The sequence below is a fragment of the Bacillus sp. SRB_331 genome, from assembly GCF_003264175.1.
Classification (GTDB): domain Bacteria; phylum Bacillota; class Bacilli; order Bacillales; family Bacillaceae_G; genus Bacillus_A; species Bacillus_A mycoides.
In genome coordinates this window covers 245,525-259,084 of the sequence record NZ_NADV01000001.1, presented here as the reverse complement: position 1 = coordinate 259,084, position 13,560 = coordinate 245,525, and the positions used below count along the sequence as shown (strand labels likewise).

The following is a 13,560-nucleotide window of genomic DNA, read 5'->3' as shown; positions in this document are numbered from 1 at the left end:
CTTAGCTTGATGGGCATGGGGTGCCGCCAACATTACGCGAATTTCGTACGCTTAGATGTAAAATGACAATAAAGTTATGTAATTTTACAAGTTCAAACTAGCATAACCCCGTTCTAAATTTAGGACGGGGTTAAAGGTATAGTTGTTTAATTTTAATGTAAGATAATTCATTACACTAAAAAATTAGTGCAATGAATTAATAGTATTGAGTTTATTTTTTATTAAGATAATCCTTTACCTTATTCGCTTCTTCATAAGGATATTGATACTCTAGAATATCAGCAACTTCAATAGCTACTTGTTCAAATAAACAAATCATTTCAAAAAGGGAATTCCATACTTGTTTATACTCTCCATTAGGGTACGTCTTCAATAAACTTTCCCATATGTCCTTATTAACATAGCGCTCTAGGTACTTACTGTTTTTTCCTACACTTAATGAAAAATTGGTTTCTATGCCAACTTTCCACTCAAGCATTGTTAATAGCATTTCTCTTACACTATTTAAGTGTTCATAAGCGTAGAGTATTTCTTCTCTCCATAACCCTTTAGCTACATTAGTCGAAATCCACCAAAATTCATTACAACAATCAGCAAAAAAAACAGCGGATGGTTTTTTAACCCAATATCCTTCATCGGTTGGCTCATCTAGTATAGGCATTTTTTTATCTTTATCTAACAGAATAATTGTTAATCCATCTTCAGAACAATACTCATTTTTTTCCTCAATAGGAATAAGCATTAAATCAATTCTATTCCCATCCTCAAATAACATTAGGTATGTGAATCTTCCATCTAATTCAGGTGGAATTAACTCCATATCCTCGGGTGTTTGCATTATTATTCTTTTCCCAAAAACATCTACCCAATCAGGAGTATTTAAAAATGATTGAAAATCTGATACAAGATAAACGATATCGTAATCCCTAAAATTATCTTTTGGTACATTAGCGTTTGCTCTAGAACCATTCATTCCAACAGCTCTTACCCTATCATCTTCAATAGCAACTCTTAATATTAATTCCATCATTTCTTTTTCTGTACGCATTCTTTATTCCTCCTAAAAATGTAAATAATATTTATAAATTTTTATAAACATTTCTAAAAGGCGGACCTCTAATTAGTATTGTATAACGTTATATAAAGTGCTCCATCATTAACATCCTAAATCCTCCATTTTCTAGATCGAAATTTAGTTAGTGAATAAAATATTATTTTTAATATAATATCACAACAATTTTTAAATGCCTATTTTAGTTTAAAAGGACTTTATTCACTAGTTGGTTATAGAAACCTTATAGCTATTGCTATTGAGGTGGACTAACCAGTACCAGATAGTCCCTAAAACGTTCGTTTATGGAACTTTATTTATATCTATCTAAACTAATTGTGTAACTTTAGAAGATAATTTGCATAATTTTTTAATGGTAAATTGCATATAAAAAAGAGAACTCTATAAAATTATAGACTTCTCTATCTGTTTTTCATGTTGCTTTGTTCTATAAGTATTTTTCTGGGTTTAGCTTTACATAAGAAAGTGAAGTACGCCCTAAAAAGAAAACCACGTTTATTTTTATATGTATCACAAAAACCACGTTTATTTTTCACAAATTTCACACAAATTATTGATATTCTCATCTATAGTGATAGTTAATAGCTTTGAGAGAAGGGAACTGTATATGAAAAAGCTTTGTTCTCCTCTTCTGTTATTTTTAGTTTTTTGTTTTCCAGGATTAAGTATTCATGCGGAGTCTACATTACAATCAAAAATTGACGCGGCTTCCCCATATGAAACAATTACATTAGAGAATAGAGCTTATAATGAAACAATTAAAATATCGAAACCGATTACAATACAAGGAGATAAAAATACTAAAATAATCTCTTGTGGTAAAGATCCTGTCATTACAATAAATAAGGAAAACATTATCCTCAAAGATTTGAAAATAGAACAATGTAATGATAATACAGATCAGCCAGCAATATTAGTATCGGGAGATAAACACTATATCAATGGATTAGAAATTCACGCATCATACATGGGGATTAAGCTAGAAGATGCTAGGAATATAAAAGTTGAGAACAGTATAATCGTTGGACAAAAACGGGCTAATGGAATTGATTTATGGCAATCTAATCATAATCTGATAGAGAATATCAAAATCCAAAATGTCCGTGATGGTATTTATTTAGAACAAAGCGACAATAATACAATAAGGGAAAATACAATCTGGCAGTCCCGTTATGGAATTCATCTTATGTATTCTGATAGAACGGTTGTTGAAAAAAATATATCAAAAGAAAATACAACAGGTGCTATGATTATGGGAACAAAGGAAACATCTGTAGTAGGAAATCGCTTTATTTACAATAAAAGTAATGTTCATGCACAAGGTATATTACTTTATGATGCGATAAAAACAAACATTTTACAAAATGAGATTACTAATAATAGAGTAGGCATTTATGTAGAAAAGGCAAAGCATAATACTATTATGAGTAATTCAATTTTTAATAATTTTATCGGATTACAATTTAAAGATGCCCGTGAAAATGAATTTACTCAAAATGTAATGATAGGGAATGTTAATGAATCACAAGCTACACAAAGCAGGGAAAATAATATCTATAAAAATTATTGGGATGCTTCTTTAAAAGTAGATACAGACGGTTCAGCTATTAGTAATATTCCATACAAAGCAGATGCCTATTTTCTTTTGTTAACACAAGATATTCCAGAATACCAGTTGTTCTTTCAATCACCAGGGATGCGTATTTTACAAAGTTTTATAAAAATTCCAGATCAATCTTTATTGGTTGACAAAGAATCTAGAATGAAACCAAAAGATGTTACGCAAAAAGGTGAGGAGATGGCATTTCAGTCTCACATTTTGATTGTAAGTATAAGTATGCTACTAATGGGAAGTATATTGTTCATTTTAGGGAGGAAAAATTGATGAGAATTAAGTATATGTTATTTTCTATTTGTTTATGTTTGGTATTTGCCGTAGTAGGGTGTGGTAAGAAAGAAACAAAACCAGTTGCTATTAATGAAAAAAATGATAAGTGTGATGTTTGTAATATGGCAGTAATGGATAATCAATTTGCAACTGAGGTTATTTTAGAAAACGGAAAAGCTTTAAAGTTTGATGATATTGGTTGTATGTATAAGTGGATGGATGAACATAAAAATGAAAAAACACAAGAGAAATTTGTAAGAGATTACAATACAAAAGATTGGGTTGCAGTGGATAAAGCTACATATGTATATGATAAATCAATTAAGACACCAATGGCTTATAATGTAATTTCTTTTAAAGAAACGAAAGATGCGGACAGCTTTGTAGAAAAACATACTGGGAAAATCCTTTCTTCTAAAGAACTAACAGAACATAAATGGGAAATGAATAAAGAGATGATGGGGAAAGAAAAGAAAGATCATGGTAGTGGACATTCTCACTAATAAGTGATTATTACTATGAAAAATTAGTGAGAAAAAGACAACCAACTCTGGTTGTCTTTTTCATTAGAGAGGTGAATAGCTATGTGGAATATATTATATTCAGAATGGCGTAGTGCAGTAAGGGGTAAACTTGCATACATATTTTTGTTTCTTTGGATAACTATATTTTCTTTAATATTTGTTATGGAAAGAAATACCCCGTCTTTAGCAGGCTATACAAATGTAACGGGGACAATGGTAAATCTTATTTTATATATTGTGCCTTTACTTATGTTAATTCTAGGAGCATTCTCTATTGCAGGTGAGGTGGAAAATGGGAAATGGAGACTTTTATGTACGTATCCTTTAAAGGGTACCTCATATGTAATAGGTAAAACTATTGGCCAATTTATAGGGCAAACAGCTATTTTTTCAATGAGTTTTGGAGTAAGTATAATAATTGGGTTAGTAAACGGTAGTAACTTTGATATGTTTTGGGTGGTAGCAACGTATATCTTCTCTGTTTTATTAATTTTTTTATTTTTATTACTGGGAATAACAATCGGTTCTTTTTCTATAACAAGGTGGCAAGCTTTAGCCATAAGTATCGTAGTTTGGTTCTTTCTTATTATGATGTGGCCAACGGCTTTAATTAGTGTTCTTAATTTTGTTCCATATTCAATGATTGCACCATTAATAAAAATATTATTGTTTTGCAACCCAGCAGAATTTCTTCGAATTATATTTGTAATTCAATTAGGTGGTGGAGCAATATTTGGACAAGTATATGATCAATTGGTAATGATTTTTCAAAGTAAAGCTGTTATTTGGATTCTACTAATATACTGCATTATCTATACAATTGTGTTCTTGTTTGTGGCGGGGTGGCAAATGGAGAGGAGAAGAAAAAAATGACAGTATTAAATCTCAAAGAGGTATGTAAAAGATATAAAAAGAAAATAGCATTATCTCCAATCTCATTTCAAAGTAAACAAGGAGAGTGTATCGTATTATGTGGTGGGAATGGAGCTGGGAAAAGTACGCTCCTTGATATAATCGCTGGAATTACAACACCTACAACTGGTACTGTTCAATTAGGGAATATAGAGTTACAGAAAGATAGAAAACAGTATTTGAGTGAAATAGGTTATATGCCAGATGATTTTCATGCACAGCAAGATATGACAGTTCAAGAATTTTTATTCTTTTATGCTGCTTTTCGAAATATAGGAAAAGACAAAGTACAGGCAGTTATTGAATCAATAGGCTTAAATGAGAAAAAAAATGAACGGTTACATAGATTATCTAAAGGGATGAGGCAGAGGCTATTATTTGGGCAGGCGTACCTTGGTAAACCTAAAATTTTGATATTAGACGAACCGACAAATGGCCTGGATCCGTATTGGGTAGATGAGTTTTTAACTATATTAAAGACTTTAAAAAGAGATGGTACCATGATTATTTTCTCCACACATATGATGGATGTAGCTGCTGAAATTGGTGATCGGATACTCTTTATGAAAGAAGGAAAAGTCATAAAAGAAATAAAAAATGATGGGAATTTAGAAAATTTAACGATAACATTATTACAAATGCATAGAAGATAAATTGCACATAAAACAGCNNNGCTGTTTTATGTGCAATTTATCATTTGAAAGCTATGCAAATTATCACCTGAAGTTACACTAATTGAAATACGTTTAAAACCAGTTCCAAAACTCATTACCAAAAACTAAGTATCATACTAAACATTAAATACCGTTTATGGAACCTTCCTAACACACGGAAAAACTAAGTTTTTTTAACAAAAAATTCCTTATCGTACGAAATTCGCGTTTTGTTGGCGGGACCCCATGCCCATCAAGTTAAGATATTATAATACCCCCAGAACGAAAATTTCTTCGTTTTGGGGAACTACCAATTTCTTAAGTCGATGGGTATGTATGGTGACCCCATATAAAGAAATTTTAAACATCTTAATCTGCCTTTCCTTTATGTAAATATAGGAATAACGAAATTACCCCAAGGATAGCTAAACAAGCTCCAATCCATAGCGGAGATACAAAACCATATCCTTTACTGATTCCAAGACCACCTAGTGAGGAACCAATAACAATACCCAGCGTAATAAAAGAACTATGAACGGTATTTATCATTGTTCCATTACTAGCTGTTTTCATTACTCTCGCAACCATAGCCGGATTCAATGCTACACCAGTTAAACCAATAAAAATCGTAGAAATAACCGCAATGTATTTATTCTCTGCACCTAAAGCAAATAAAGACAATGCTACTATTAATATAATCAATCCGCTCACCAGTATTTTCATTGTATATTTATCAGCAAACTTGCCAATCACTATATTCCCAACTACCGTCGCACTACCATAGAGAGCAAGTAAATATGGAATACTTGCACTTGAAAAGCCTGTGACATTTGTAAAGATAGGAGTGAAATAACTAAATGCTGCAAACGTACCACCAATAATGAACATACTTGTTACGTACGCTGCCCAAAGATGAATATTCTTAAATCGCAGAAGTTCGTCTTTCCAATTCAATTGCTCTTTATTTGAAGATGATGGTAACAACCATTGAATCATAATCCCTGATACTAGCACAAGAACAGAAACAGCCCCAAAACTAATACGCCAGCCAAAATATTGCGAAATAACGGTTGTTATAGGTAAACCTAATACAGTTGCGAACATTAAACCTGCAAGTACAATTGATGCAGCTTTTCCCCTTGAATCAGAGTGAACCAATGTTGCAGAAAAGGAAATCGCAACTCCAAAAGATGAAGCTGAAGCAATACCAGTTATAATACGTGAAATCATCATAATATCATAGTTCCAAGCAATAGCTCCGAGCGATTGACCAATTAAAAATACGAACATTAAAAACAATAATGCTTGTTTGCTGCGCATTCGTAAGAGGATTGCAGTTAAAATGGGGCCTCCTATTACCATTGCTCCTGCATAAGCTGAAATTAAATACCCAATAGATGATACAGAAACCTGGAATGCAAAAGCAAGTTCATTCATCATACCTGCAACCATAAATTCTGATGTAGTCATACAAAAGATTGCTAAAGCTAATAAATAAATAATCGATGGCATAAAAACACTCCTTATTCATTATTGTAATGATTGGTACAAAAATAGTGCGAAAAAAGAGCGCACTAGGCGCCAAAAATAGACTCCATTGTTCCTTTGATAACTTGTTCAGCTAACATCCGATTTTGCATCGATACATTAAGAACACGGAATCCGTAATAACTGCTTAAAAGCAGACTAGCTAATTCCTCAGCTGATTGCTTCTTTGAAATTTCACCTGTTTGCAATCCTTCCTCCATCACTGTTTCAATAGCTTGTTTAAGAAGTTCAACATGCTTCGAGAAAATTTCTTGTACCATTAAATCGTTTTTAGCACGTTCTACACTGGCATTAATCAATAAACATCCTTTTTGATCAATATTCTCAAAGTCTTCTTTCAATGCCCATTCAAAAAAATTAATTAATCGTTCTTTAACTGGAATTGGAGTATCTAACAATTTCTTTTGTTCCCTAATCCCAATTTCATGGTAGCGTTCTAATACTTGTTTATACAGTTCATGTTTACTACCGAAAGTATTGTATAAACTTCCTTTTCCAAGTCCTGTATCACTGCATAAATCTTGTGTAGAACACCCCTCATATCCTCTTAACCAAAATGTTTTCATTGCAACATCTACAATTGAGGAATAATCAAACTCTCGGGGTCTGCCGCGTTTATTCAATCGTATTCTCCTCTCATTTTAAAGATAACATTAATAGAATACTCTTTTTTGTACCGCGTGGTCAATAATTTTGTTTTATTGTTACTGTAAAATAAAATTTGATTATTTTAGATTACGAATAATTAAAAATAGCTCCCTTATTCAAATACAAGTCTTATTTGAATTAACAATTTCATCAATCTTTATTATTAATTATCAAACTTTGTTATAAATGATCAATCTATTTTACAAAGCCACAAAAAGACAAAATATAAATTGTTTAATCATTTGTTTTTCTACGTTTCCATAGGAAAAGTCGGGGAGCGAAACTCAGCCAAGGAGAAATCGTTGGTCTAATTGGGGTTACCATACATCGCTATCAATCTAAGGTAAATTTGTATCCATATAATCAAAAAAACGCTATTCTTTTTGTAGAAAAATACAGAAAGGATGGCGTTTTGTATGACTCTATCGATTCAAGATGAGTTTCATTTATTCGCTGAAGAATTACAGCGATATCTATCCCCAAGTATCCTTCAACAGCTCGCACAGGAGACGGGTTTCGTAAAACGTAAAAGTAAATATGGCGCACGAGATTTGGCCGCTTTATGTATTTGGATTAGTCAACACGTAGCAAGCGATTCTCTTACTCGATTATGTAGTCAGCTTTATACAAATACAGCTACACTCATGAGCCCAGAAGGACTGAATCAACGCTTTAATCCAGCAGCTGTCGCATTTCTTCGAGAAGTCTTTACTTCTCTTCTCACACAAAAACTCTGTTCAAATCACTCACTGTCTGCACACGTGATCTCTACTTTCAATCGTATCCGTATTTTAGATGCAACAGTATTTCAACTTCCTGACCATTTCGCCACTGAATATCAAGGTTCAGGTGGGAGTAGTAATACCGCAGGCGTGAAAATCCAATTGGAATATGATTTACTTAGTGGTCAATTTCTTAACGTGCAGCTTGGGCCAGGAAAGAATAATGATAAAACATACGGTACCACCTGCCTTGAAACCGTAGAGGCGGGCGATTTGTGTTTACGTGATCTTGGTTACTTCGATTTAGGAGACTTACAAACCATTCATGATGAAGAGGCTTACTATATCTCGCGGTTGAAGTTGAATACACGCATTTATATCAAGAACCCTGAACCAGAATACTTCAACAATGGTACGTTAAAAAAGCAAACAGAATACATTCAGCTTGATATGACACAAATGATGTCTGGTCTAATCCCTGGTGAAACGATGGAAATCCCCGAGGCATACATTGGCCAAAATCAGAAGCTTCCAGCACGTGTTATTATCCATCGTTTAACCGATGATCAAACGCAAACACGTCTGAAAAACCAAGCGATACGTGAAAAGAAGAAAGGGATTGTCATGAAGGATAAAAGTAAACGTTTAATGGGCATGAATGTATATATCACGAACACGTCGCTAAAAGAAGTGCCGACGAACTACGTGCATTCATTATATTCACTTCGTTGGCAGATCGAAATTTTATTTAAAACATGGAAGTCATTCTTTGAAATTGATGAATGTAAAAATATAAAAAGAGAACGCCTAGAGTGCCATTTATATGGACAACTCATCGGCATTCTCCTCTGTTCTTCTACGATGTTCCAAATGCGACAGTTTCTGCTTGAAAAGAAAAAGCAGGAGCTGAGTGAATACAAAGCGATTTATATGATTAAAGATTACTTTCCGTTACTGTTTCAAGCAATAGCCGTTGGCACAGAAGAACTTTTAAAAATTCTTCATCGTCTTTATAAGCTGCTCAAAAAGAACGGTCGTAAATGTCATAGGTATAAGAAGATGACCGTCTTTGATATTCTAGGGATTGTGTATAAAACGACGGTGAAGCATAGACAAGCTGCCTAGCGAAAAAATCACATTTTAATAGGCTTCTTTAGCATGCCTACTTTTTTATTACTTAATAGTTTTGAAACAAGGATTATTTCGTATCTAGTAATTTACTTGGTTAACTTGATGGGCATGGGGTGCCGCCAACAAAACGCAATTTCGTACGCTAAGAAAAAAGCTTTGCTACATAGGTAATGTAGCAAAGCTTTTTTAAGTTGTTTAATTCTCGCTCCACGATCGGCTTTGTTAACTAACACTTTAATTATTTTAACAGCCTTTTGTTTAATTCCCACAAAGCCGTTTTGTTACTATCCCATTTTAAAAGCGTTACGGCTTCCTCAAAGCACAGCCATTTATAATTGAAGTGTTCTTTAGATAATTTAATATTTTTTGTAGGAACTTTAACTCCAAAAGAAAATTCTTTTATTACATAAACATCTTCGCCCCAAAGAAATTCACCAACTACATCCTCTACTGGTAGTGAAGACACAGAATCTAGTTTTATATATGGACTTTCTCTTGTAATACCAGCCTCTTCAAACGCTTCTCGTTTTGCTGATTCAATAGGAGTCTCACCATCTTCTCCACCACCAGCTATTCCTTGCCAATAACCATAATCACTTCGATTAAAAATGGCATATTGAATGGAATCGTCAGTTTTTATATAAGGAAATATCAATACTTGATACGGTGCTCTCATTGCTTAACATCCTTCCGAAAAAATATGAAAAATTTATTCACTAACTTGCTATTTTAGTAAATAAAGTATTTGCATTTAAACTTTATAAAACTCAAATGTATTTTTTTCTAAACATATTGTTTCATTGGAATTTTTGATAATAATATCAAAACGTTGACTATACGGATGCATAAACACTTCATACTGAATCCGACGCTCTTCATGAGACTTCCTTAAGTAATTAATATCGGCTCCTCTTTCAATAATATCACGGCTAGACCTTCTCATTAATTCTGTTTCTCCATCTGTATAGAAGTAAATTTTCAAATCAAATAAATTTGGATTAATAAATGCGACACTCATTCCTTCTACAATCGTCACCTTATTTTTCGAAGAAATTAACTCACTTTTTATATAATGTGTATCCATTGTATAAAAATCTAAACCAGCTCTTACCATTTGAACATCTCTTTCTAATGCAGACAAATGATGGGCTGATGGATGACAAGCTGTCATTTTATCATAATGATTTTCATTCTGATATGTATAGTGGATATTTGTATACTTTCGTACATTTGAACTAACAATGTATGGATCTGTATTAATATAACTCACTTTATTTTGATTTAATTGGTTTATGAGCTTATTGGCGAACGTTGTTTTTCCGGCAGCACCGTGTCCTGAAATGCCAATAACAATCTGTTCATCGGTCATACTGATCCAATTTATAATTTCTTGTAATAACTTTTTCATTATTATCCCCCTGTTACTAATATACCCCCTTATTTACATCATCTTAATATAGAGGTATCCTACTATAAAATCATACATGAAGCGAAAGAAATGGTATTATTATCCATCATATCATCCCTATTTTTAAAAAACTATATTAATTTCCAAAGGATTTTATTGTTATTTGGGGTAGTACCACATCGCTATCAAGCTAAGCTTATGCAAAGTCAATTTTAGGCGAGATTGTTTCTTTTTTCTAAGGGGCAAGTGTAGGTGATTGAAAGATTTGCATACGAAATAAACCCTAATGGGTTTCACTTTTTTGAATTAAGCGGCTTGATTATCAGACATGGAATTGTAAACGACACCTAATATATCAAAGACCGTTTTTTTCTCATATCGATGAGATTTCCGCCCGTTTTGCTGTAGGAGATTGAACAGACGAAGTAACACCTTTGATAGCTCTTGGGTGTTTTTTTGTATAGTTTGGAATAGAAGAAGAAAATAGTCTTTAATCATATATATGGCTTTATACTCACTAAGCTCTCGTTTTTTCTTCATGAGGAGCAATTGGCGCATTTGAAACATGATAGAAGAACAGAGTAGAATGGCAATCAACTGACCATATAAATGGCACTCCAATCGTTCTGGTTTTATCTTTTTACAATGATGAATTTGAAATAATGACTTCCACGTTTTAAATAAAATTTCGATTTGCCAACGCAAAGAATACCAGTCATGTACCTGTCCCATCGGGACAATATCTGTAGGGGGTGTTTGTCATATATACATTGATACTACTGAGTCGTTTACTACGAGAAGAATACTTCATTCCTTTCTTTTTTTCTCTTACAGCTTGATCTTGTAATCGTTTTTGTTGCTGTTGTTTTGTTAATCGATGAACAATTACACGAGCTGGCACTTTATCAATCATTCCTACATAAGCATCAGCTATTTCACATGTTTGTCCTGGTTGAAGAGAGTTCAGTAACATCTCCATATCTAACTGTATATACTCTGTACCTTTCTTAATTCTTCCATCTTGAAAATAATCAGGGTTAGGATTTTTTTGATACATACGTGTATTCGACTTGATACGAGAGATATAGTAGGCCTCTTTATCTTGTATATATTGAAGGTCTTTTAAATGAAAATAACCTAAATCTCGGATACATAAATCATTTGCCGTCACAGTTGGGGCACACAGAGAACCGTAAGTACGATCATGTTGTTTACCTGGACCTGTATGAATATGTAGGAACTGTCCGCTTAACAAATCATACTCAAGTTGAATTTTTATCCGAGCAGTATGGCTACATCCTCCTGCACCTGGATAAACCGATGAAAATACATCCGGGAGTTGAAATGCAGTTGAATCTAAAATACGAATACGCTTGAAAACAGAAGTGTATGGAGAAGAAATCGGCATAGATGCGTCCAATTTTTTGCTTAGTAGTTCGGCTAGTAGCTGTTGTAAGAGTAGGACGGCCGACTTATTAAACCGTTGATTCAAGTACTTCTGTTGATGCTTCTAAACAGCTAGATAACTGAGTTAAAGAAGTCATAGCTACATTTTGGCTCACCCATACACATAAAGCTACTAAATCTTTTGCTTGGTACTTACTGGTTCGTTGTACAAAACCAACATCTCTAGCAAGATCCCGTAAGGCATTTGGAGATAAAAAACTTTGAATCTCTTGAGCAAATAGTTGTAATTCGTCAGACACAGAAACAGACATAAAAAAACGCCATCCTTTCCTATGATTCTACAGAAAGAATAGCGTTTTTTTCATTTTAAGGAAATTTAGTTTTGTTATCTTTCCTTAACAACAAACAAGACGCCACCCAGATCGCGGCAGCGCCTACAATAATTGCCATTGGTTTAATCATTAACAAATATATCTGGCCCCTTCTTCAACGCGTACGAGAAACCCGAAATAAATACAACACTAAATATAATAATAGAAGACCACATATTAAAATGATATTCTTTACCTGCAACTAAATTATATATGTTATGGACCAAGAAATTAGCACCTATAATAATTCCGCCTAACATTGAACTAATTAAAATGCTCATTAAATAAAACTTGAACTTCTGGAACATTTCCCTTCTACCCCTTTTCTAAAATAAATTTTATTTAGGTTATACCAGAAAATTGTACCATTTATTTTCCATATATTATCAAAACTATGTTTTAATTAAGGTTATTTTAAGGAAGGCATTATCTATTCAAATGTCCATTTCGGGGTTCCACCAATATGCCCATCAAGCTAATGAAACTAGTTGCCCCAAAACAAAAAATGTATATTTTCACCTGGAGATGCCAATTTTCTCGTTTTGGGGGTACTATAAAATTTTAGGTTGATAGCCATGGGGTAGTACCACATCGGCATATCAAGCATTAAACAGAGTTAAGAATAAAAAAATTCAAGACCATCGGAATTGGATGATCAGAAATTATTCCTTAACCTTTGCGGCAGTTACATTACGAATTTGGCTACCTTTATTTGTATCGCTATTTGGACTGAAGCATTTCGAACTTAGTTATGCTGTTATTGCTTGGTTAGCGTGGGTGCCAAATTTAATCATTGCAGAATTATTTATAAGACAAAGTCTTAATAAAGGACAACAACAGAAAAATGCTGATTTACATTTTTGATGCAATTTATACGTAACTCGGCTGAATCCCTTGATGGCAATCCGAAAGGAAGGCCGATGTCTTCCCACCCTACATAAGAAGATCACCTTAGGGTGTCTTTTTTTATTTTCAAAAGGACCTGCTCAATTCATGCGTAAAAACATAAAGTAAATTGAATCCGTTAAAATACATGAGTGACACCTTGTTTTCCCCTCTTATCTAAAGGAGGAAGAACTATTATGGGCTTTGGTGGTAGTTGTAGTAGTTGTGGCGGCGGCTTTGCTTTATTAGTTGTATTATTTATTTTATTAATCATAGTTGGAGCTAGCTGCTTCTGCTAAACAAACTATTAGAAAAGACACTCATATATGGGTGTCTTTTCTTTATGAGGTAGCGTCAGAAAAATGCTGATTTACAACGTTAAGGAAATTTC

The 13,560-nt window shown here is 33.3% G+C and carries 12 protein-coding genes and 2 pseudogenes; 7 read left to right on the top strand and 7 right to left on the bottom strand.

The features are described 5' to 3' along the window. Window positions 1-211: 211 nt before the first annotated feature. On the bottom strand, window positions 212-1,048 hold the full coding sequence (locus B5P42_RS01425) for an aminoglycoside 6-adenylyltransferase (protein WP_113733457.1): 837 nt from the start codon (window positions 1,046-1,048) through the stop codon (window positions 212-214). A 631-nt stretch (window positions 1,049-1,679) separates the two neighbouring features. On the opposite strand from B5P42_RS01425, the gene B5P42_RS01420 reads away from it, so the two are divergent. From B5P42_RS01420 to B5P42_RS01405, 4 genes are all read left to right on the top strand, one after another. Beyond that, window positions 1,680-2,957, top strand: a complete 1,278-nt coding sequence (locus tag B5P42_RS01420) for a right-handed parallel beta-helix repeat-containing protein (protein WP_113733456.1) — start codon at window positions 1,680-1,682, stop codon at window positions 2,955-2,957. Further along, window positions 2,957-3,463 carry a nitrous oxide reductase accessory protein NosL gene (locus B5P42_RS01415; RefSeq protein ID WP_113733455.1) on the top strand — a complete coding sequence of 169 codons (507 nt, stop codon included), beginning with the start codon at window positions 2,957-2,959 and terminating at the stop codon, window positions 3,461-3,463. The genes B5P42_RS01420 and B5P42_RS01415 overlap by 1 nt, the downstream gene beginning before the upstream one ends. An 81-nt stretch (window positions 3,464-3,544) precedes the next feature. Beyond that, window positions 3,545-4,357: an ABC transporter permease gene (locus B5P42_RS01410; RefSeq protein WP_113733454.1), complete on the top strand. Its 813-nt coding sequence runs from the start codon at window positions 3,545-3,547 to the stop codon at window positions 4,355-4,357. Further along, a complete protein-coding gene (locus B5P42_RS01405) occupies window positions 4,354-5,049 on the top strand; it encodes an ABC transporter ATP-binding protein (RefSeq protein WP_097815886.1) in 696 nt (231 codons plus the stop codon). The genes B5P42_RS01410 and B5P42_RS01405 overlap by 4 nt, the downstream gene beginning before the upstream one ends. 369 nt (window positions 5,050-5,418) lie before the next feature. On the opposite strand, the gene B5P42_RS01400 is transcribed toward B5P42_RS01405, so the two are convergent. Together B5P42_RS01400 and B5P42_RS01395 are read right to left on the bottom strand one after the other, a co-directional pair. Next, the gene (locus B5P42_RS01400) at window positions 5,419-6,561 is read right to left on the bottom strand and encodes an MFS transporter (protein WP_113733453.1); all 1,143 of its coding nucleotides are present in this window, start codon (window positions 6,559-6,561) and stop codon (window positions 5,419-5,421) included. Window positions 6,562-6,623: 62 nt separating this feature from the next. Then, window positions 6,624-7,220 carry a TetR/AcrR family transcriptional regulator gene (locus B5P42_RS01395; RefSeq protein WP_113733452.1) on the bottom strand — a complete coding sequence of 199 codons (597 nt, stop codon included), beginning with the start codon at window positions 7,218-7,220 and terminating at the stop codon, window positions 6,624-6,626. Window positions 7,221-7,661: 441 nt separating this feature from the next. On the opposite strand from B5P42_RS01395, the gene B5P42_RS01390 reads away from it, so the two are divergent. Then, window positions 7,662-9,092 carry an IS4 family transposase gene (locus B5P42_RS01390; protein ID WP_113733451.1) on the top strand — a complete coding sequence of 477 codons (1,431 nt, stop codon included), beginning with the start codon at window positions 7,662-7,664 and terminating at the stop codon, window positions 9,090-9,092. Window positions 9,093-9,336: 244 nt separating this feature from the next. Here B5P42_RS01390 and B5P42_RS01385 read toward each other — a convergent pair whose 3' ends face one another. From B5P42_RS01385 to B5P42_RS01370, 4 genes and pseudogenes are all read right to left on the bottom strand, one after another. Next, complete coding sequence (locus tag B5P42_RS01385) at window positions 9,337-9,774, bottom strand: NUDIX hydrolase (RefSeq protein ID WP_001202613.1); 438 nt, start codon at window positions 9,772-9,774, stop codon at window positions 9,337-9,339. A gap of 75 nt (window positions 9,775-9,849) precedes the next feature. Next, window positions 9,850-10,506, bottom strand: coding sequence for a uridine kinase family protein (locus B5P42_RS01380; RefSeq protein ID WP_002202909.1), 657 nt, complete (start codon window positions 10,504-10,506; stop codon window positions 9,850-9,852). A gap of 306 nt (window positions 10,507-10,812) precedes the next feature. Further along, a pseudogene (locus B5P42_RS01375) lies at window positions 10,813-12,224 on the bottom strand (IS4 family transposase). Window positions 12,225-12,367: 143 nt separating this feature from the next. Then, the gene (locus B5P42_RS01370) at window positions 12,368-12,592 is read right to left on the bottom strand and encodes a hypothetical protein (RefSeq protein ID WP_000486589.1); all 225 of its coding nucleotides are present in this window, start codon (window positions 12,590-12,592) and stop codon (window positions 12,368-12,370) included. Window positions 12,593-12,872: 280 nt separating this feature from the next. Here B5P42_RS01370 and B5P42_RS01365 point away from each other — a divergent pair. Both B5P42_RS01365 and B5P42_RS01360 read left to right on the top strand, forming a co-directional pair. Further along, window positions 12,873-13,148: pseudogene (locus B5P42_RS01365) on the top strand (DUF2306 domain-containing protein); the annotation flags it as partial. Window positions 13,149-13,366: 218 nt separating this feature from the next. Beyond that, window positions 13,367-13,468, top strand: coding sequence for a YjcZ family sporulation protein (locus tag B5P42_RS01360; RefSeq protein WP_000505688.1), 102 nt, complete (start codon window positions 13,367-13,369; stop codon window positions 13,466-13,468). Window positions 13,469-13,560: the final 92 nt, after the last annotated feature.